Here is a 20,072-nt window from a genome sequence, read left to right as displayed (position 1 = left end):
AGCGATCACCTCAATGATACACAGACGGATTGCCGCACCACAAGGATATGGTGCGGCAATCGGCAAAATTCCGTTACAGGAGCATCTTCCGATAGGCGTCCAGCTCCCGCTGGTTGCCCAGCACAAAGTGGCCGGGCTCCAGCTCGGACCATACCGGCCCGTCCTGGGTATAGTCGTGACAGGAGGGGTCATAGACCAGGAGCTTTTTGCCCTTTTCCGACGCCGGGTCCGGCATGGGTATGGCGGACAGCAGCGCCCGGGTGTAGGGGTGCAGGGGGTGGGCGAAGAGCTGCTCCGACTCGGCCAGCTCCACCAGCTTGCCCTTGTGGATGACGGCGATGCGGTCGGAGATGAAGCGGACCACGCTCAGGTCGTGGGCGATGAACAGATACGTGAGCCCCCGCTCCTTCTGGAGCTGCCCCATCAGGTTGAGCACCTGGGCCCGGATGGACACGTCCAGGGCGGAGATGGGCTCGTCGGCGATGATGAATTCCGGGTCCATGATGAGGGCCCGGGCGATGCCGATGCGCTGGCGCTGACCGCCGGAGAACTCGTGGGGGAAGCGGCTGGCGAACTCGGGTAGCAGGCCCACGTCGCTGAGAGCCTTGGCCACCTTCTCCTGCTTTTCCGCCTCGGTCAGGCGATGACCGCCCGCATAGAGCCCTTCGGAGACGATGTAGGAGACCTTGGCCCGCTCGTTTAGGGAGGCCATGGGGTCCTGGAAGATCATCTGGATGCTCCGGGTGACCTTGCGGTCCATCTCCCGGCTGATCCTGCCGCTGATGCGCTCCCCCTTGTAGAGCACCGCACCACCGGAGATGGGGTTGATGCGGATGATGGAGCGGCCGATGGTGGTTTTGCCGGAGCCGGACTCCCCCACCAGGCCGAAGGTCTCGCCCTTGTAGATGTGGAAGGACACATCGTCCACGGCCCGGAAGGGGGCGCGCTTGCTGCCAAAGGTGACGGAGAGATTTTGAACCTCCAGCAGCTTTTCCCGCCGGTTATTGGACATGGAGCTTCACCCCCTGTTCCCTCAGGACGCGGATGTGTTCGGGCGGCTCCACCCTGGGGGCTCTGGGGTCCAGCAGCCAGGTGCGGGCCCGGTGGGTGGGGGACACGTCAAAATAGGGCGGGCGGAGCTCAAAGTCGATCTTCAGCGCCTGGGGATTGCGGGGGGCGAAGGCGTCCCCGTGGACCTCATAGAAGAGGTTGGGGGGCGTGCCCGCGATGGAATAGAGGGGCTCGCCCTTTACGCCGAGCTGGGGCAGGGAGGACAGCAGCGCCCAGGTATAAGGGTGCTTGGGATCGTAAAAGACCTCCTCGCAGGAGCCCACCTCCACGATGTCCCCGGCGTACATGACGGCGATGCGGTCGGCCACATTGGCCACTACGCCCAGGTCGTGGGTGATATAGATGGTGGTCAGCTCCAGCTTCTTCTGAAGCTGCTTGATGAGGTCCAGGATCTGGGCCTGGATGGTCACGTCCAGGGCAGTGGTGGGCTCGTCGCAGATGAGGATCTTGGGCCGGCAGGCCACGGCGATGGCGATGACCACCCGCTGCCGCATGCCGCCGGAGAACTCGTGGGGGTACTGCTTGTACCGCCGCTCCGGATCGTCGATGCCCACGTCGGACAGCGTCTCCAGCACCGCCCGGCGGGCCTCGGCCCCCCGCAGGTGCTGGTGGAGGATCACGGCCTCCTCGATCTGCCTGCCAATGGTCTTGAGGGGGTTCAGAGAGGTCATGGGATCCTGGAGGACCATGGCGATCTCGCCCCCCCGGATGGTCCGCCACTGCTTTTCACCCTGATAAGCGGCCAGGTCCTTGCCGTCGTAGAGGATGGAGCCTGCGTCAATATAGCCGTTTTGGTCGGTGAGGCCCATGAAGGTCTTGGTAAACACGCTCTTGCCGGAGCCGGATTCCCCCACGATGGCCAGGGATTCTCCCCGGTATACGTCCAGGGAGACCCCGCGGATGGCGTGGAGGACGCGGCCCCGGAGGGTAAACTTCACGTCCAGGTCGCGGACGGAGAGAATGACGTCTCGTTCCATATCCTGACCTCCTTAGCTGACGTGATTTTTGGGATCGGCGGCGTCCGCAAAGGCGTTGCCGATGACATAGAAGCAGACGGTGACCACCGAGAGGGCCACGCAGGGGATGATGAGCTGATAGCTGAGGGAGGGGGTGGTCATCAGGGCCTTGCCCGCGATGATGAGGGTGCCCAGAGAGGGGGTGTCCAGGGGGAGACCCAGGCCGATGTAGGTGAGGAACACCTCGTCGGTGATGGCGGTGGGGACGGCTAGGGCGGTCTGGAGCATGATGATGGACACCAGATAGGGCAGTAGGTTCCGGAAGATGATACGCCCGGTGCCGGTGCCCAGGCAGCGGGAGGCCAGATTGTAATCCCGGTCCCGGATGATGACCACCTGGTTACGGGTGTAGCGGGCCATCTTCAGCCAGCCCACGAAGCACATGGAGAGGATGATGGTGGTCATGGATGGGCGCAGGATATAGGAGATGAGGATGAGGATGATGGTCCTGGGTACGTTGTCGATGATATTGTAAAGGGAGGTCAGTAGCTGGTCCAGCCGCCGGACGTAGCCCCACAGCACCCCCAGGGTGACGCCGATGACGGCGTTGACCAGAGCCACCACAAAGCCGATGAACAGACTGGTGCGGGTACCGAACCAGATTCGGGACCACAGGTCCTGTCCTACCTTGTTGGTCCCCAGAATAAAGCCCTCCGCCTGGCCGGGCTGCTTGTTGGCCAGGGGCATCCCGGTGGTTTCGTCGTAGTAGATGACGTTGGGGTCCTTCTGGTTGGGCAGATAGGGCTGGATAAAGGTGAAGGCCAGCAGGGCGATGAGCAGGATGACCAGACAACGGGCCACCCGGTTGCGCCAGAAGATGCGCAGGGTGGAACCCCAATAGGAATAGTTGGAGTAGCCGCCCCGCTCGGCGGCGGACTCGTCGTAGACGGCGGGGGCAAAGAGCCCGGCGTCCAGGCCCTGCAGGTCCTCGGCGGTGAGGGCGCCGGCGTCGGCGCGGCGGTGGAGCTCGTCCTCCAGAGAGGTCTCCAGCCGCTCGATGGTCTTTTTCCCGATCCTGGGCATATTACCGAGCCCCTCCCTTCTGATCCAGCCGGATACGCGGGTCCGCCAGCGTCATGAACAGATCGCCCAGCAGCAGCCCCAAAATGCCCACCGTGGCAAAGATGAGGACCAGGGCCTGGACCATGGTGTTGTCCTGACGCTTGATGACATCCACCAGCAGCCCGCCCATGCCGGGCACCGAGAACAGCGACTCCACATAGATGGAGCCGATGATGGTGTTGAGGAAGGAGGTGGGCAGGAGCTGGATGATGGGCACAAAGGCGTTGCGCAGCACGTGATGGTACATGATGTTCCGGCGGGAGACGCCCTTGGCCAGGGCCAGCTTCACATAGTCGGAGTTGAGCTGATCCACCATATACCGGCGCATCCACATGGCGTACTCCGCGATGTTGGCCAGGGACAGGCAGAGGATGGGCAGGATCCAAGTACGTACGTCGTTTTTGGAATAGAGCATGGGCAGGTTGAAGGCCCGGGAGCCGTAGAGCTGGATGACCAGATAGTATACCACCACCGGTACGGCGTTCAGAAGCACGATGAAGCCGGTACCCAGCTTGTCCGGCAGGCGGCCCTTATACCGGCTCATGGCCACGCCCAGGGGGATGCCCACCACCAGGGCCAGCGCCATGGCGATGCAGCCCAGGGTGAGGGAGACCGGGATCTTCCGGGCCAGGATCTCGGTGATGGGCACCTTGGGCTGGTAGATCCAGGAGGTGCCCAGGTCCCCGTGGAAGAGGTCCCGGTAGAAGCGGAAGAGCTGCTCGGGCAGCGGGTCGTTAAGGCCCAGGTTTTCCAGGCCGTTCTGGATCATCTCGGGGGACATCTTGTCGAAGTTGGGGAAGTAGCCCTCCACCGGCATGAGGCGCAGCAGGGAGAAGATGACGGCCGTAATGATAAACAGGGCCGCCACGGCGAAGGCCAGGCGCTTGAGGATGTACTTAAACATGAAACAGGCTCCTTTCAGAGGAGGATGGGGTCCGGCTCTGCCGTTTTGTGCGTTGAAAGGGAGGCGCGTCGGGCGCGCCCTCGTTTCAGCGTACAAGATACAGGGCAGGGAAGGCCCCGGCTTGCGGGGCCTTCCCTGGATCGGGCTTCCGGGAAGGGGGTCTTACTTGGAGGCGGAGGCGGCCAGAGCGGCCTCGCGGGCGGTCTCCCACTCGGCCATCTGGGCATAGTATTCGTCCATACTAATGGGAGTATCCAGCAGATGGGCGCCCTCATAGCGATAGTTGGCCACGCCGAAGGGGGCGAAGGGCCGGTCGAAGACGGACAGCTTGGAGACCACATAGCCGTCGCTGGCCTGGCGGTGGAAGGGGATCACGATGGCGTGGTTGATGAGGAAGGCCTCGGCGTTGGCGAAGGAGGTATAGCGCTTCTCGATGTCCAGCTTCTCGTCCTTGCCCTCCTGTACCATCTTGATGTAGACGGTCTCAGGGGTGCCGATGAACTTATCCTCGTCGAAGACGCCCTTGGACATGTCCTCGGCAGTGTAGGTGTAGCCGGTAAGGAGGTCGGCCTGGGTGGTCTTTTCAGGCCAGGAGTAGGTGTAGCCCAGGCTCCAGGGGTCAGAGTAGGTCTCGGGGTCGGCGTAGTCGGGCCCCCAGTTGCACAGCATCAAAGCGTACTTGCCGGTCTTGCGGACCTCGGACAGGAAGTTGGTGGAGGGGCCGGCCTCGACGATGATATCGATGTAGTCGGTGCCCAGCAGGCCCTCTAGCTGCTGCTCCAGGATCTGGCAGCTCTCGCCCCAGTAGGTGGTGCCGGGGTTATAGGGCATGAGGACCTTGATGGGGAAGGTGGCGCCGGCGGCGGTCAGCTCCTGGATGGCCTGCTCCTTATACTGCAAGGCCTCCTCTGCGTTAAAGGGATTGGTGTTGGACACGGCGGCCAGGTCGCCCATCTGGGTGTAATCGGTGCCGCTGTAGTCACAGAAGCCCTCGGGGGTGATGGTGTTGATGAGGTTGGCGTTGGGGTTGTTGGGCTCGTAGGGGAACTCAGCCTTGGCCCGGTTGATGCCGCGGGCAATGGACAGGCGGAAGGCCTCGTTGTTGACGGCGAGCTTCCAGTTGTCGGGCTCGTAAGCCGCGTCAAACTGGGGGTCAAAGTTGAACAGCCACCAGTAGGTGAAGTAGGAGGCGCGGGTGGGCCGCACCAGGTCGGCGGTGGAGGCGTCGTCCAGCCAGGCCTGCAACAGCTCGGAGGGGATCTTGGCCTGGTCCACCGAGCCCTGCTTATACATATCGGGGGCCAGCTTCAGAGCCTCGGCGTTATAGGTGCGCTCGATGCGGTCGATGTTCACGTTGTCGGCGTTCCAGTAGTTGGCGTTTTTGACCCAGACCTGGTTTTCCTGGGGGTTGAACTCCTGACAGATATAGGCGCCGTTGTAGAGGATGGTGTCGGCGCTGGTGCCGAAGCGGTCACCCACCTCAGCCAGGAAGTCGCCGTTGACGGGCATGAAGCACACATAGCTCAGCATGGACAGGAAGTAGGGGGTGGGCGCCTCCAGAGTGTACTCCAGAGTCTTCTCGTCCACGGCCCGCACGCCGATCTCGTTGGGGTCGGTGATCTCGCCGGAGTAGAACTTCTGGGCGTTCTTCACCGCGCTGGAGACGATGTCGAAGGTCTTGGAGTCGTGGGCGGGATCGCAGATATAGTGCATGGAATCCACGAAATCCTGGGCCTTCAGGTCGGCGTACTCGGTGCCGTCGCTCCTGTACCACTTCACGCCGTCGCGGAGGGTAAAGGTCCAGGTGAGGCCGTCGTCGCTGACGGACCAGTCGGTGGCCAGACCGTGCTGTGCCACGCCGTACTGGTCATACTGGACCAGGGTGTCGATGAAGTTGGCGGAGAGCTCGAACTCGGTGGCCTGGGAGGTCACCAGATAGTTGAGCGTGGTGGCTTCCAGGACATAGAGTTCCCGGTAGACCACGGGGGCGGCTTCGCCGCCCGTACCGGAGGCGGAGGGGCTGGGGCTGCCGGCGCTGCCGCCGCCGCAGGCGGCCAGGCCCAGCACCAGAACCGTGGCGAGCAAGAGCGCGATGAGCTGTTTGGTTCTCTTCATGGAATCTCCTTCTTTCCTTTTGATATAAACGGGTTTGTGCCCCATTGCACACAAGTGTTGAGGCGGCGCTCGCCGCCTGCAAAAGCGGCGGGCCGCTTTTGGATGGGGGGTGGGGGAGCCGGATCAGCTCCAGGAGGAGCAGGGGATGGAGGAGACGCCGATGCCGGGGTCGTCCGACATGGTGATGGTGGCCTCGTCGAAGTTGGGGCCGCCGGTAAAGGGATCGGCGGCGCAGAGGGAGGGGCCGTCCAGGTCGGCCCGGGTGATGATGCCGCGGGCGGCGGCCAGATGGGCGGCGGCGGCCACCGACAGACGGGATTCCAGCATACAGCCGATCATGCACTCCACGCCGTAGAGCTCTGCGATGTCGCAGATCTTCAGAGCGGGCCAGATGCCGCCGGTTTTCATCAGCTTGATGTTGATGAGGTCGGCCGCGCCGGACTGGATGATGTGGATGGCGTCGGCGGGCGAAAAGACCGACTCGTCGGCCAGAATGGGGGTCTGCACCCGCTGGGTGATATAACGCATCCCCTCCAGATCGTGGGCCTTCACCGGCTGCTCCACCAGCTCGATGTCCAGCCCCTGGTCCTCCATGGCGGAGATGATGGCCACCGACTGGCGGGCGTCCCAGCCCTGGTTGGCGTCCACCCGGAGCAGCACCTCGGGGCCCACGGCCTTGCGGATGGCGGCAATGCGCGCCACATCCTGCACGCCCTCCTTGCCTACCTTGATCTTCAGGGTGCGGTAGCCCCGGCGGACGGCGTCCAGACTGTCGGACACCATCTGGTCGATGGAGTTGACCGAGATGGTGATGTCGGTCTGGAAGGAGCGGCGGGCGCCGCCCAGCAACTGATAGAGGGGGGCGCCCCAGCGCTTGCCCCACAGGTCCAGCACCGCCATGTCCACGGCGGCCTTGGCCGAGGTGTTCTTGACCATGCAGCCCTGGAGCTTCGCCATGACCGCATCTAGGTCCTCCACGTCCATGCCCACCAGGGCGGGACGGATGAAGTCCTTGACCGCACAGGCGATGGAGCCCAGCGTGTCGCCGGTGATGACGGCGGTGGGAGGCGCCTCGCCGTAGCCCACCTGCCCGTCGTCGGCCACCACCCGGACCACCACATCGTCCACCGCGTCTACCGTGCGCAGGGCTGTCTTGAAGGGGGCTCGCAGAGGGAGAGAAATCCTGCCCGCCTGTATATCCCGAATGACCATGCCCAACACCCCCTGAAATGAAATTTGTATTTTGAAAAGTTTCACATTCCGGCCGAGGCCGGATTCGGAATTTAATGTGATAAATTGTATCATGGAATGGCACATTTGTAAAGGGTACAGCCGCAGAGAAACCAAAAAAGCCGATGGGGCTGTGACCCCTCGACGCCTTGAAATGCAACTTCTCCGCAGTGAAACTGCATTGAAATTTTTTTTCAAGAACTTGGCGAAACCGGCGGGATATGCTATGCTGTAAGAAAGTCCGGTTTAACGGACACGACGGCCGCTAAACTGGCATCAGGAAAGGGGATGAGCCCATGGCGCGAAGCCCAAATCAAAAGCTGAAAACTCTGATTTTGCAAAAGACCCTGCTGGAGCGTACCGACGAGGAACACCCCATGACGGTGAAGGAGCTCATCGACACGCTGGCGGCCTGGGACGTGACAGCGGAGCGGAAGAGCATCTACGACGACCTGGAGGCCCTGCGGGCCTTCGGCCTGGATATCCAGAGCCGAAAGGGCAAGACGCCGGGCTGGTTTGTGGGGGAGCGGCCCTTCGAGCTGCCGGAGCTGAAGCTGCTGGTGGATGCGGTGCAGTCGTGCAAGTTCATCACCCGGCGCAAAAGCGACAGCCTGATCCGCAAGCTGGAGGGCCTGACCAGCGTCCATCAGGCCCGGCAGCTCCAGCGGCAGGTCTACGTCGAACGGCGGGTCAAGACCATGAACGAGAGCGTCTACTACTCCATTGACAAGCTCCACGCCGCGCTGTCCGCCGGAAAGACGGTGACCTTCCGGTACTTTGAGTACAACGTGCGCAAGGAAAAGGTCTTTCGCCGGGAGGGGCGGCGGTACAGCGTGTCGCCCTACGGCCTCATCTGGAACAGCGAGAACTATTATCTGGTGGGCTGGGACGGCGCCATGGGGGAGGTGCGGCACTACCGGGTGGACAAGATGGCCGAGCTGGCGGTCACCTGTGTCCCAGCGGAGGGCGGCCCGGAGGGCTTCGACGTGGCGGCCTATGCCGCCAAGCACTTCGGTATGTTCTCCGGCCGGGAGGGCAAGCTGCGTCTGCGCTGTGAGAATCCGATGGTGGGGGTGGTGCTGGACCGCTTCGGACAGGACGTGATGCTGGTGCCCGACGGGGAGAGCCATTTCACCGTCACCGTGGACGCGGTGGTCTCCCCCCAGTTTTTCGGCTGGCTTTTCGGCCTGGGGCCCGGCGTGACCCTCCTGAGCCCGGACTGGGCGGTGGAGGACTTCCGGCGGCGGCTGGAGGAGGCCCGGCGGCGGTATGAAACCTGAAAAGCGGCCCGGCGGGTTCTCCCGCCGGGCCGCTTTTCCGTTATTCCCAGGTTTTCCACACGTCGGGGCAGTAGCCCACCGTGGCCTGCCGGCCGTTGCGCACGAGGGGCGTTTTCAGCAGCCTGGGGTCTTCCAGCAGCTTTTCCAGCTTGTCGTCGTCATAGGCCAGGCAGGTCACCAGAGCGGCGTCTGGGTGCCTGGCGTCGATCAGCGCCTCCAGCCCTACGGCGTTTTTAACGCTCTTCAGCTCGCCGGGGCGGATGCCGTACTTGATGAGATCGACGGACTGAAATTTGACCCGCCGCTCCTTGAAATACCGCTCCGCCTTTTTGGTGTCGAAGCACTTGGATTTTCCAAAAATCTGGATGTTCATCGGCTCACTCCCCCACATAGGTGAAGCGGGGGCCGGCATAGCCGTCCCGCTCCACCCGCTCGTTCCACATGGCGGCGGGCCGCACCCACATCCCCCGCTCTCCGTAAAGGGCCTGATAGACCACCATGGGCTCCAGTGTTTCCGAGTGGGCGGCGGTGCCGAGCACCCGGTATTCGCCGCCCTTGAAGTGGCGGTAGCGGCCGGGCTTGATGGGACCCGTCCGGGCGGGCCTGACGTCGCGGCCCACCAGATAGTCCAGGCTGACTTTGTAAAAGTCGGCAAGTTTGATCAACGATTCCGTTGGAACGGTAATTTTTCCAAGCTCATACTTGGAATAGGTGGTTTGCGTGACACCTAAAACGGAGGCCGCCTTTTCTTGGCTCAATTCATTGTCCTCACGGAGATCCCGAATGCGGGAAAAGTACATAAAATCACCCTTTGCAATTATACAACAGTCGCTGTGTGACTATTGGCAATTAGTCGTGTGGAGACTAATATAATTAGAAAAGGGGGCTTTCGATATGGTAAAGAAGCTCATAAAAACGGACGAGCGGGTCTGCGGGGCCTGCAAATATTTCTGCCAGCACTACCGGAAATGGGGTACGGCCTTTCATCCCGTCGCCTGCGGGCATTGCCGGTATCCCCGGATCAAGCAGCGGGTCAAAGACCAGACTTGTCCCTACTGGACGGCGGCGGAGACCGCCGGACAATAATTTTTCCGGTTTCGGCCATACTAGGGAAAATCGCCTTTTATAAGGCCGGAAAGGATGGTTTTCCTGTGAAAGCAGTCATCATGGCGGGAGGGGAGGGCACCCGGCTGCGACCCCTCACCCTGGACCGGCCCAAGCCCATGATCCCTCTCTTCGGCAAGCCGGTGATGGAGCACATCATCGGCCTGCTCAAGCGCCACGGCTTTACCGATATCTGCGTCACCCTGCAGTATATGCCCCAGGTGGTCACCGAGTGGTTCGGGGACGGCGCCGAACTGGGGGTAAAGCTGACCTATTTTGTGGAGAAGGAGCCCCTGGGCACCGCGGGCAGCGTGAAAAACTGTATGGCTCACCTGGGCGGTGAGGACTTCCTGGTCATCAGCGGCGACGCGGTGTGCGACCTGGACCTGTCCGCCGCCCTGGGGTTCCACCGCACCAGCCGGGCGGCGGCCACCCTGATCCTCCACCGCCACTCCGCCCCCCTGGAGTACGGCCTGGTGCTCACCCGGGACGACGGGCGCATCCAGCGGTTCATCGAAAAGCCGGGCTGGGGCCAGGTGTTCACCGACACGGTAAACACCGGTATCTACCTGCTGACCCGCCGGGCCATGGACCTGGTGCCCGGGGACCAGCCCTACGATTTCGGCAAGGACCTGTTCCCCCTGCTGCTCTCCCGAGGCGCACCTTTGTACGGCCACGTGGCCGACGGCTACTGGTGCGATATGGGGGACTGCGCGGCCTATCTGGACTGCGCCGCCGACGCCCTGTCCGGCCGGGTGAAGCTGGACCTCGCCCTGCCCCAGAGCGCGCCCGGCGTCTGGGCGGCCCAGCCCATTCCGGCGGGGGTGTCGGTGGTGCCCCCGTGCTGGATCGGGCCGGGGGCTGAGCTGGGCGAGGGGAGCCTCATCGGGCCCCACACCATACTGGAGGAGGGGGCCCGGGTGGGCCGCCGGTCTCTGGTGCAGCGCAGCATACTCATGGCCGGCGCGGCGGTGGGAGACCGCTGCACCCTCTACGGCGCCATCCTGTGCCGCTCGTCCACCGCCAAAAACGGGGCCGTCCTCAATGAGGGGGCCGTCCTGGGGGCGGAGAGCGCCGCCGGCGAGGGCTCCGTCCTGCTGGAGCGGGTCAAGGTGTGGCCCGGCCGGGAGAGTGCCGCCGGGGCCCGGCTCACCGCCTCGCTCATCCACGGGGGAAGCCGCGGCGGGCTGTTCTTTGGGGACGGCGGTGTGGTCCGGGGTGAGCTGGGAGAGGAGCTCTCCCCGGAGGCCCTGATGGCCCTGGGCTCCGCCCTAGGCGCCGAGGGCAAGGTGGGCCTGGGCTGGGCCGGCGGGGACTGCTGGCCCGCTCCGCCGGGTGCGGCGCGGCGGCGGCGGGGGCCGAGGTGCTGGTCCACGACGGGGGCTGTCCCTCCGCCGGGGCCTGGCTGGCCGGACGCTATGCCCTGCCGGTCTCTCTCTTTGTGGAGCAGGCGGGGGAGCGGACCTTTCTCCATTTCTTCGACCGGCGGGGCCTGCCCCTGAGCCGCAGCCGGGAGCGCAAGCTGGAGGGGGCCGTCCTCCGGGGAGAGGTCCGCCGGGTGCCCGCCGGACGGGTAGGGCCCTGGCGGAACGTCTCCGGCGTGTCGGCGGCCTACGCCGCCGAGGCGGCCAAGGTCAGCCGCCTGGACCGGCAGCCCATCACGCCGGTGGCGGTGTCGGTGCCGGGCGAGACCCCCGCCGACCGCGTCCTGGCCTCCTCCCTGGAGGAGCTGGGATGCGTGGTGCTGCGCAAACGGGCCCCGGGCGTGCCCGGCTTTGCCGCGGAGTACGGCGGCCTGCGTCTGACGGCCTGGGACGAGGAGGGCCGGACGGTGGATTCGGGGGCGCTGCTCACGCTGGTGAGCCGCATCGAGCTGGACCGGGGCGGCGGCCGGGTAGCCGTCCCCGCCGGGGCCCCCGCCGCCGTGGAGGCGCTGGCTGAGGGACGGCCGGAGGCCGTGCTCCGGCTGGACCGGGACGGGCCGGAGGCGGAGGAGCTCTATGCGGCGCTGCCCTGGCTCCGGGACGGGGTGTTCGCCGCCTGCCGCATCTGTGCCCGACTGGGACAGACGGGAGAGCGGCTGCGCACTCTGGTCGGCCGGGTCCCGCGGTTCGTGCGCCTCCAGCGGGAGGTGCCCCTCCGGCGGGGGCGGGGGGAGGTCATGCAGAGCCTGGCCGAGACGGGTGGCGACGCCCGGGGCGAGGGGGTGCGCATCCGCTCCGGCGAGGCCTGGATCTGGATGGCGCCCCTGAGCCGACGCTCCGCCCTGCGGGTAGTGGCCGAGGCGGCGGACATGGAGACGGCGGCGGAACTGTGCGATTTTTATGTGAAGCGGGCCCAGGAGCTGGACCGGCAGGGAGCGGAGGCCGAGAGACCGCTATAAAATTTTTGTATACTTTTCCAGTCCCTTGTGGTATACTAGAGTGACTTGGAATGGCTTTATGTGCGTTACCGCACTTTGATAAGGCAGGGACACAGAGAAAATCACGGGCGCGCAGGCGGCTGGGGCCGCCCCTTTTTCCGGCGAGGCAGGGCCGGAAAGAGCGGGTGGCCGCCGCCCTTGTGTTGATGCGCTCAAAAGCGCTCCTCTGTGCCCGTACATACCGTTTATGGTAAATTCAGACAAGGAGTGTTACATTACTTTTATGGCAGAAAAATTGAAAATCATATCCCTGGGCGGACTCAACGAGATCGGCAAGAACATGACCGTCTATGAGTATGGCGGCGACATGATCGTGGTGGACGTGGGCATGGGCTTCCCCGACGACGACATGTACGGCATCGACGTGGTCATCCCTGACTTCACCTATCTGATCAAGAACAAGGAGAAGATCCGGGGCATCTTCCTGACTCACGGTCACGAGGATCACATCGGCTCCATCCCCTATCTGCTGCGCAGCATCAACGCCCCCATCTACGCCACCCGCATGACGGCGGGGCTGGTGAAGCTCAAGCTGGAGGAGCACCGCCTGCTGGACAAGACCAAGCTCATCACCTGCGAGGCGGGCGAGGTGGTCAAGGCCGGGCGGTTCAGCGTGGAGTTCATCCACGTCAACCACTCCATTGCCGACGCGGTGGCCTTCGCCATCAAGACGCCGGTGGGCCTGTGCGTCCACACCGGCGACTTCAAGATCGACTCCACCCCCATCCAGGGCGGCATGATTGATCTGGCCCGGCTGGGCGAGCTGGGCAAGGCGGGCGTGCTGGCCCTGCTGTGCGATTCCACCAACGTGGAGCGCCCCGGCTACACCAAGTCGGAGCGGTGCGTGGGCGCCTCCTTCGACGCCCTGTTCCGGGGCTGCGACCAGCGCATCATCGTCACCACCTTTGCCTCCAACGTGGACCGCATCCAGCAGATTATCTCGGTGGCCGCCAAGTACGGGCGCAAGGTGGCCGTCACCGGCCGCAGCATGGAAAACGCCATGAAGGTCTCCACTGAGCTGGGCTACATGAACGTGCCTGAGGGGACTCTGGTGGACGTCAACCACATCAAGAGCCTGCCCAAGGACAAGATCTGCATCGTCACCACCGGCAGCCAGGGCGAGACCATGTCCGCCCTGACCCGCATGGCCTTCTCCACCCACCGCCAGGTGGACATCCAGGCCGGGGACCGGATCATCATCTCGGCCTCCGCCATTCCGGGCAACGAGAACGCCATCGGCAACGTCATCAACGAGCTCTACCGCAAGGGGGCCGAGGTGGTCAACGAGCGGACGGGCCAGCTCCATGTGTCCGGCCACGCCTGCCAGGACGAGCTGAAAATCATCCACGCCCTGGTGAAGCCCAAATTCTTTATCCCCCTCCACGGGGAGCAGCGGCACCTGAAGATCCACGCCAAGCTGGCCCAGGAGATGGGGATGCACCCCAACCACATCCTCATCAGCGACATCGGCAAGGTGATGGAGTTCACGCCCAACTCCGCCAAGATCAACGGCACCGTGCCCGCCGGCCGGGTCTTCGTGGATGGCTACGGCGTGGGCGACGTGGGCAGCGTGGTCCTGCGGGACCGGAAGCACCTGGCCGAGGACGGCATGATCGTGGTGGTCACCTCCATGTCCGGCGAGGACGGCAGCGTGGTGTCCGGCCCCGACATCATCACCCGCGGCTTCGTCTACGTCAAGGAGTCCGAGGAGCTGATGGAGGAGCTGCGCCGGGTGGCCGTGGAGGCGCTGGAGCGCTGCCACCGGAGCAACACCACCGACTGGGCCACCATCAAGGGGGAGATCAAGAACGACCTGTCCGGCTTCCTCTACAAAAAGACCAAGCGCAACCCCATGATCCTGCCTGTCATCATGGAGGTCTGAGCGGAAAAGCAGACGCACCCGCCGGGAAAACTCCCGGCGGGCGCGTTTTTGTTATGCTTCGTTGTCTGCGTACCGGGCCAGAAACTGCCGGGTGCGCTCCTGCCGGGGGTGCTCGATGATCTCCCGGGCGGGGCCCTCCTCCACAATGACGCCGCCATCCATGAAGATGACCCGATCGGCCACATCCCGGGCGAAGGCCATCTCGTGGGTGACGATGACCATGGTGGTGTTCCGCTCGGCCAGGCTCCGGATGACCTTCAGCACCTCGCCGGTGAGCTCCGGGTCCAGGGCCGAGGTGGGCTCGTCAAAGCAGAGAATGTCCGGGTGCAGAGCCAGGGCCCGGGCGATGGCCACCCGCTGCTGCTGGCCGCCGGAGAGCTGGTGGGGATAGTGGTCGGCCCGGTCGCTGAGCCCCATCTGCTCCAGCAGCTCCCGGCCCTCGGCCTCGATCCCGGCGTGGATGCGCTTGCGGCCGGCCTTGTAACCCGGGGCCTCCTGAGCCAGTAGCTCCTTGGCCAGGGTAACGTTCTGTAGGGCGGTATACTGAGGGAAGAGATTGAAGGACTGGAACACCAGCCCAAAGTGGAGCCTCTTTTTGCGGATTTCGCTCTCCCGCTGGGTGGCGGGGTCGGCGGCGTCAAAGAGGCGATGGCCGTCCACGGTGATGCTGCCCCGGTCGGGGGTCTCCAGGAAGTTGAGGCAGCGCAGCAGCGTGGTCTTGCCGGAGCCGGAGGAGCCGATGATGGCCAGAGCCTGGCCCCGCTCCAGACCAAAGGAGATATCCTGAAGCACCTGGGTGGCGCCAAAGCTCTTTTCAATGTGTTGGACCTCAAGGATCGCCATATCTGCCGCCCCCTTACCGGAAATAGTCCAGCCGCCGCTCGAGGTAACCGAACAGCAGCGTCAGCACGCCCACGAACACCAGGAAGAACAGCCCCGTGGTAAACAGAGGCCAGATCAGACCCTTGGAGGAGTATTCGCCGGCCATCATGATGATCTCCTTGTTGGAGATGATCCGGGCCAGGGAGGTGTCCTTCACCAGGGTGATGATTTCGTTGCCCATGGGCGGAAGGATGCGCTTGACCACCTGGAGCAGGGTGACCTTGAAGAAGATCTGCCGTTTGGTCATGCCCAGCACCTGGCCCGCCTCCGTCTGACCCTTGGGGACGGCCTCGATACCGCCCCGGTAGATCTCAGAGAAATAGCAGGCGTAGTTGATGACGAAAGCCACCACAGCGGCGGTGAGCCGCCCCGAGTTGCCGGCGGGCCACGGGTTGCCCCAGCCCAGAAGCCCGGGGCCCATAAAGATGATGATGAGCTGGAGCATCAGGGGAGTGCCCCGAATGATCCAGACGAAGGTCTTGATGAGCCAGGCCAACGGCTGGAACCGGCTCATGGAACCAAAGGAGATCAGCAGCCCCAGGGGCAGGGCAAACAGCAGGGTCAGGCCGAAAAGCTGGCAGTTGATCCAGAAGCCCTCGAACAGACGGCCCAAGATGACGCTCATACAGTACACCTCAAAAGACACCATCTGGGACAGGGGCTTGGCCCCTGTCCCAGACGATCAGATTCCATGGACGGGAAAATCCGCTTAATCGGCCAGCTCCAGGCCGTATTTGTCGGCCAGGGCGCCCAAGGAGCCGTCGGCCACCAGCTCGGCAAAGATCTCATTGACGGCGTCCCGTACGTCGGACCCCTGCCGGAAGGCCACCCCGTAGTTCTCCACGGCCAGCTCATCCACGATCTTCAGGCCGGCATAGTCGGTGCCCTCGCCGATCATGGCGTTTGCCAGGGTCATATCCAGAACGGCGGCGTCGCAGGTGCCGGCGGCCACCTCCATGAGGCAGTCGGTCTGGACGCTCTTGCCCACGTAGTCGGCCTGAGCCAGGTTGGCGTCGGGCTTGGTCTCCTCATTGCCCAGGATCTGCGTCTCGCCGGCGGAGCCCACCTCGGCGCAGACGGACTTGCCGATGAGGGAGGAGGTGTCGGCATAGTCGGCGTCGGCCTTCATCACCACCACCTGGGCGTTCTTCACATAGGGGACGGTGCAGGCCATGTTGGCCTCGCGCTCAGGGTCCAGGGTCATGCCGTTCCAGATGCAGTCGATGGTCTTGCCGGCCAGCTCGATCTCCTTGGTTTCCCAGACGATCTCCTGGAACTGGGGCTCCACGCCCAGCTTTTCGCAGACGGCCTTGGCCAGTTCGGTGTCGAAGCCGGTGAACTCACCGTTGTCGTCGGTGTAGTTCATGGGGGCGTAGACGGTGTAGCCGATGACGAGAGCTCCCTTGCCCTTGACGTAGTCCAGATCGCTCTCGGCAGAGGCGGACTCGGCCGGAGCGCTCTCCGCGGGGGCGGAGGCGGAGGGAGAGGGTGCAGCGCCGCTGCCGCAGGCGGCCAAGGCCAGAGACAGGACCAGCGCCAGGGCAAGCGCGATCAGGCGTTTCATGTTCATAACGTATGTATCCTCCAATATCCAAAATCCTGCCGGGTATAACCCGGGTGCTTTAGCATTTTACCATGATAAACTAATGGTGTAAAGAGGTATTTTTTAAAATTCTGCTTTTTGGACGGCTCCGCCGCGGGAGGGTCGGAGGAATATCGGCCGGAAGATATGCGGTTTGCCGGAAGCCGTTCCAAATCCGGGGCCTTTTTTGTGGGGGGAGTGACGATTCCGATTGACAAGGGGGGCGCTTCCGGTATATGATGTAAGACGGGAAAAGTGGTTTGGCCAGGCTATGCCCACTGGGGGTATGGCCGGGGAAGGGCCACGGGACTGAGGTTCGCCGCAGTCCTGAAAAAACGTAATAGGAGGAAACACAGAAATGAACATGCTTGTATGCGTCAAGCAGGTGCCGGATACGACGGAAATCAAGATCGATCCGGTGAAGAACACGCTGATCCGCGACGGCGTGCCCAGCATTCTGAACCCGTTCGACGGGTACGCGCTGGAAGCGGCTGCCCGGATCAAGGATAAGGACCCCTCCGCGAAGATCGTGGTGCTGTCCATGGGCCCCGAGCAGGCGAAGGCGGTGCTGAAGGAGTCACTGGCCATTGCGGCGGATAAGGCATACCTGGTGAGCGACCGCGCGTTCGGCGGGTCCGACACGCTGGCGACCAGCTACATCATCTCCGAGACCATTAAGAAGATCGAGGAGACCGAGGGCAAGTTTGACGCGATTTTCTGCGGCAAGCAGGCCATCGACGGCGACACGGCCCAGGTGGGCCCGGAGATTGCCGAGCATCTGGGCTATCCGCAGGTCACCTACGGTCTGGAGGCCGAGGTGGACGGCGATCTGGTGAAGGTGAAGAAGGAGATGGACGACGGAGCGGCCGTGATCGGCGTGAAGATGCCCTGCGTGGTGACCTTCACGAAGCCGGCGTGGGACCCCCGTTACCCCACCATCAAGCGCAAGATGGCCGCGAACAAGGCTGAGATCCCCACCCTGACCGCTGCGGATCTGCCCAGCATTGACCTGGAGCACGCCGGTCTGAAGGGTTCCCCCACCAAGGTGAAGAAGACCTTCGTACCGCAGAAGAAGAGCGGCGGCGTGAAGATCAAGGAAGAGACCAACGAGGACTCCGCGAAGAAGCTGTGCCAGCTTCTGAGCGAGGCCGGAATCATCTGAGGGAGGGGGAGTTAACAATGGAAGCCAAGACAAAGGACCTTTGGGTATTTGTAGAGACCAATGAAGACGGTACCGCGAAGAACGTGGGCATTGAGCTGCTGACTCCCGGCCACGACATGGCTGTGAAGCAGGGCGGCGCGCTGGTGGCGGTGGTCATCGGCAGCGGCGTGGACGCCGCTGTGCAGGCCGCCTCGGAGCACGGCGCGGACAAGGTGATCGTGGTGGATGGCCCTGAGTACGCCACCTACACCACCGACGCTTACGCCATCGCACTGTGCACCCTGGTGGAGAAGTACGGCCCCACCAGCATGCTGATCGGCGCGACCAACAACGGCCGCGACCTGGGCCCCCGTGTGTCCTGCCGCCTGAAGACCGGCCTGACGGCCGACTGCACCGGCCTGGACGTCGACGCGGAGAGCGGCAACGTGGCGTGGACCCGTCCCGCTTTCGGCGGCAACCTGATGGCCACCATCCTGTGCCCGGATCACCGTCCCCAGATCGGCACAGTGCGTCCCGGTGTGTTCAAGAAGGGCGAGGCCGGCGAGGCCAAGGCCGAGATCATCAAGGAAGACATCCATGTGGATGCCGCCGATATCCGCACCCAGATCCTTGAGCTGATCAAGGAAGAGGGCGGTGAGACCGTGGACCTGGAGGGCGCGGAGATCATCGTGTCCGGCGGGCGCGGCGTGGGCGGGCCCGAGGGCTACGCTCCCATCAAGGAGCTGGCGGACCTGCTGGGCGGCGTGGTCGGCGCTTCCCGCGCGGCGGTGGACGCGGGCTGGATTGCCCATGCCCATCAGGTGGGCCAGACCGGCAAGACCGTGGGCCCCAAGCTGTACATCGCCTGCGGCATTTCCGGCGCCATCCAGCACGTGGCTGGCATGAGCGGCGCTGACTGCATCGTGGCCATCAACAAGGACCCCGACGCGCCCATCTTCGACATCGCCGACTACGGCGTGGTGGGCAACCTGTTCGAGGTTCTGCCGGTCATGATCGACGAGATCAAGAAGCTCAAGGCCTGAGATCGGATTGGGTATCTTACCCGGCCGTGGCGGCCGGGATGGGATACATAAGTTGGGAAGCTGACGCACAAAAAGAAAGGTAGGGAAATTGTTATGAATTTTCATTTTTCTCCTGAGGAGCAGGACATCCTCTCCATGCTCCATGACTTCTGCGAGAAGGAAGTCGGCCCTCTGGCCGCCGAGATCGACGAGCAGGAGCGTTTCCCGAAGGAGACCCTGACCAAGCTGCAGGAAATGGGCATGATGGGTCTGTATATGCCTGAGGAGTACGGCGGAGCCGGTCTGAGCTACGTGACCTACATCGGCGCCTGTGAAGAGCTGGCCAAGTACTGCGCTACCACTTCCGTCATGTTCTCCGCCCACGGTTCTCTGTGCTGCTGGCCCATCGAGGCGTACGGCACGGAGGAGCAGAAGCAGAAGTACCTGGTGCCCCTGGCCTCCGGCGAGAAGCTGGGCGCCTTCGGCCTGACCGAGCCCGGCGCCGGCACCGACGCCGCCATGCAGAAGACGGTGGCCGAGGACAAGGGCGACCACTGGCTGGTCAACGGCTCCAAGATCTTCATCACCAACGCCAGCGAGGCGGATATCTTCGTGATCTTCGCCATGACCGATAAGAGCCAGGGTACCAAGGGCATCTCCGCCTTTATCCTGGAGAAGGGCACCCCCGGCTTCACCATCGGCGCTCATGAGAAGAAGATGGGCATCCGCGGCTCCGCCACCTCCGAGCTGGTGTTCGAGGATGTGAAGCTGCCCAAGGAGAACCTGCTGGGCGAGCTGGGCAAGGGCTTCAAGGTGGCCATGACCACCCTGGACGGCGGCCGGATCGGCATTGCTGCGCAGGCTCTGGGTATTGGCGAGGCCGCCATTGCCGCCACTGTGAAGTACACCCAGGAGCGGGTGCAGTTCGGCAAGCGCATCAGCCAGTTCCAGAACACCCAGTTCCAACTGGCCGACATGCAGGCCAAGTGCGACGCCGCCAAGCTGCTGATCTACCGCGCCGCGCAGGCTAAGCAGGACCACGAGCCCTTCAGCCATCTGGCTGCCGAGGCTAAGCTGTTCGCTTCCGAGATGGCTTCCGACGTGACCCGCCGCTGCCTGCAGCTCATCGGCGGCTACGGCTACACCCGTGAGTACCCCTTCGAGCGCTACATGCGCGACGCCAAGATCACCGAGATCTACGAGGGCACCTCCGAGGTCCAGCGTATGGTCATCTCCGGCTGGATGGGCGTGAAGTAAGCATCCCCCTGCCAAATGACGAAAGAAAGGCCCGCGGCATTTGCCGCGGGCCTTCTTCTTTTCTAAAGCGAATACCCACCGCCAGGTGCGCTTCCAGCAATT

The 20,072-nt window shown here is 63.6% G+C and carries 18 protein-coding genes and 1 pseudogene; 7 read left to right on the top strand and 12 right to left on the bottom strand.

The features are described from left to right. Positions 1 to 73 precede the first annotated feature (73 nt). From BN2154_RS00430 to BN2154_RS00405, 6 genes are all read right to left on the bottom strand, one after another. On the bottom strand, positions 74 to 1,012 hold the full coding sequence (locus tag BN2154_RS00430) for an ATP-binding cassette domain-containing protein (RefSeq protein WP_050616918.1): 939 nt from the start codon (positions 1,010 to 1,012) through the stop codon (positions 74 to 76). Further along, positions 1,002 to 2,048, bottom strand: a complete 1,047-nt coding sequence (locus BN2154_RS00425) for an ABC transporter ATP-binding protein (RefSeq protein WP_050616917.1) — start codon at positions 2,046 to 2,048, stop codon at positions 1,002 to 1,004. The genes BN2154_RS00430 and BN2154_RS00425 overlap by 11 nt, the downstream gene beginning before the upstream one ends. A gap of 12 nt (positions 2,049 to 2,060) precedes the next feature. Then, positions 2,061 to 3,110: an ABC transporter permease gene (locus tag BN2154_RS00420; RefSeq protein WP_094762284.1), complete on the bottom strand. Its 1,050-nt coding sequence runs from the start codon at positions 3,108 to 3,110 to the stop codon at positions 2,061 to 2,063. Position 3,111: 1 nt separating this feature from the next. Then, on the bottom strand, positions 3,112 to 4,053 hold the full coding sequence (locus BN2154_RS00415; RefSeq protein WP_050616916.1) for an ABC transporter permease: 942 nt from the start codon (positions 4,051 to 4,053) through the stop codon (positions 3,112 to 3,114). A 162-nt stretch (positions 4,054 to 4,215) separates the two neighbouring features. Continuing rightward, complete coding sequence (locus tag BN2154_RS00410; RefSeq protein ID WP_094762283.1) at positions 4,216 to 6,168, bottom strand: peptide ABC transporter substrate-binding protein; 1,953 nt, start codon at positions 6,166 to 6,168, stop codon at positions 4,216 to 4,218. A gap of 123 nt (positions 6,169 to 6,291) precedes the next feature. Next, a complete protein-coding gene (locus BN2154_RS00405) occupies positions 6,292 to 7,380 on the bottom strand; it encodes a dipeptide epimerase (protein WP_050616915.1) in 1,089 nt (362 codons plus the stop codon). 314 nt (positions 7,381 to 7,694) lie between these two features. On the opposite strand from BN2154_RS00405, the gene BN2154_RS00400 reads away from it, so the two are divergent. After that, positions 7,695 to 8,678 (top strand): helix-turn-helix transcriptional regulator, encoded by a 984-nt coding sequence (locus BN2154_RS00400; protein ID WP_050616914.1) that lies wholly within the window; start codon positions 7,695 to 7,697, stop codon positions 8,676 to 8,678. Positions 8,679 to 8,718: 40 nt separating this feature from the next. Here BN2154_RS00400 and BN2154_RS00395 read toward each other — a convergent pair whose 3' ends face one another. The 3 genes and pseudogenes from BN2154_RS00395 to BN2154_RS16155 form a co-directional block, all read right to left on the bottom strand. Further along, entirely contained in the window at positions 8,719 to 9,051 is a 333-nt protein-coding gene (locus BN2154_RS00395; RefSeq protein ID WP_050616913.1) for an arsenate reductase family protein, read from the bottom strand. Positions 9,052 to 9,055: 4 nt separating this feature from the next. Then, positions 9,056 to 9,262: a DUF1653 domain-containing protein gene (locus BN2154_RS16160; protein WP_050617570.1), complete on the bottom strand. Its 207-nt coding sequence runs from the start codon at positions 9,260 to 9,262 to the stop codon at positions 9,056 to 9,058. Between the two features lie 45 nt (positions 9,263 to 9,307). After that, positions 9,308 to 9,478 (bottom strand): annotated as a pseudogene (locus BN2154_RS16155) (helix-turn-helix domain-containing protein); the annotation flags it as partial. 94 nt (positions 9,479 to 9,572) lie between these two features. On the opposite strand from BN2154_RS16155, the gene BN2154_RS15945 reads away from it, so the two are divergent. The 3 genes from BN2154_RS15945 (at position 9,573) to BN2154_RS00375 (ending at position 14,086) form a co-directional block, all read left to right on the top strand. After that, complete coding sequence (locus BN2154_RS15945) at positions 9,573 to 9,764, top strand: hypothetical protein (protein ID WP_050616912.1); 192 nt, start codon at positions 9,573 to 9,575, stop codon at positions 9,762 to 9,764. A 65-nt stretch (positions 9,765 to 9,829) separates the two neighbouring features. Continuing rightward, complete coding sequence (locus BN2154_RS00380) at positions 9,830 to 11,284, top strand: nucleotidyltransferase family protein (RefSeq protein ID WP_050616911.1); 1,455 nt, start codon at positions 9,830 to 9,832, stop codon at positions 11,282 to 11,284. Between the two features lie 1,143 nt (positions 11,285 to 12,427). Then, complete coding sequence (locus BN2154_RS00375) at positions 12,428 to 14,086, top strand: ribonuclease J (protein ID WP_050616910.1); 1,659 nt, start codon at positions 12,428 to 12,430, stop codon at positions 14,084 to 14,086. A 51-nt stretch (positions 14,087 to 14,137) separates the two neighbouring features. Here BN2154_RS00375 and BN2154_RS00370 read toward each other — a convergent pair whose 3' ends face one another. From BN2154_RS00370 to BN2154_RS00360, 3 genes are all read right to left on the bottom strand, one after another. Then, the gene (locus BN2154_RS00370) at positions 14,138 to 14,929 is read right to left on the bottom strand and encodes an amino acid ABC transporter ATP-binding protein (protein ID WP_050616909.1); all 792 of its coding nucleotides are present in this window, start codon (positions 14,927 to 14,929) and stop codon (positions 14,138 to 14,140) included. Between the two features lie 13 nt (positions 14,930 to 14,942). Next, positions 14,943 to 15,593, bottom strand: coding sequence for an amino acid ABC transporter permease (locus BN2154_RS00365; protein ID WP_050616908.1), 651 nt, complete (start codon positions 15,591 to 15,593; stop codon positions 14,943 to 14,945). Between the two features lie 84 nt (positions 15,594 to 15,677). Beyond that, entirely contained in the window at positions 15,678 to 16,532 is an 855-nt protein-coding gene (locus BN2154_RS00360) for a transporter substrate-binding domain-containing protein (protein ID WP_050617569.1), read from the bottom strand. 376 nt (positions 16,533 to 16,908) lie between these two features. Between BN2154_RS00360 and BN2154_RS00355 the strand changes: the two genes are divergently transcribed. The 3 genes from BN2154_RS00355 (at position 16,909) to BN2154_RS00345 (ending at position 19,970) form a co-directional block, all read left to right on the top strand. Next, positions 16,909 to 17,712, top strand: coding sequence for an electron transfer flavoprotein subunit beta/FixA family protein (locus BN2154_RS00355; protein ID WP_050616907.1), 804 nt, complete (start codon positions 16,909 to 16,911; stop codon positions 17,710 to 17,712). A gap of 17 nt (positions 17,713 to 17,729) precedes the next feature. Further along, positions 17,730 to 18,734 (top strand): electron transfer flavoprotein subunit alpha/FixB family protein, encoded by a 1,005-nt coding sequence (locus BN2154_RS00350; protein WP_050616906.1) that lies wholly within the window; start codon positions 17,730 to 17,732, stop codon positions 18,732 to 18,734. Positions 18,735 to 18,827: 93 nt separating this feature from the next. Next, positions 18,828 to 19,970, top strand: coding sequence for an acyl-CoA dehydrogenase (locus tag BN2154_RS00345; protein ID WP_050616905.1), 1,143 nt, complete (start codon positions 18,828 to 18,830; stop codon positions 19,968 to 19,970). Positions 19,971 to 20,072 lie beyond the last annotated feature (102 nt).

Source organism: Intestinimonas massiliensis (ex Afouda et al. 2020), assembly GCF_001244995.1.
In the GTDB taxonomy this organism is placed as follows: Bacteria; Bacillota; Clostridia; order Oscillospirales; family Oscillospiraceae; genus Intestinimonas; species Intestinimonas massiliensis.
The sequence above is the reverse complement of the archived record's forward strand: the minus strand, read 5'-3'. Positions and strand labels throughout refer to the sequence as shown.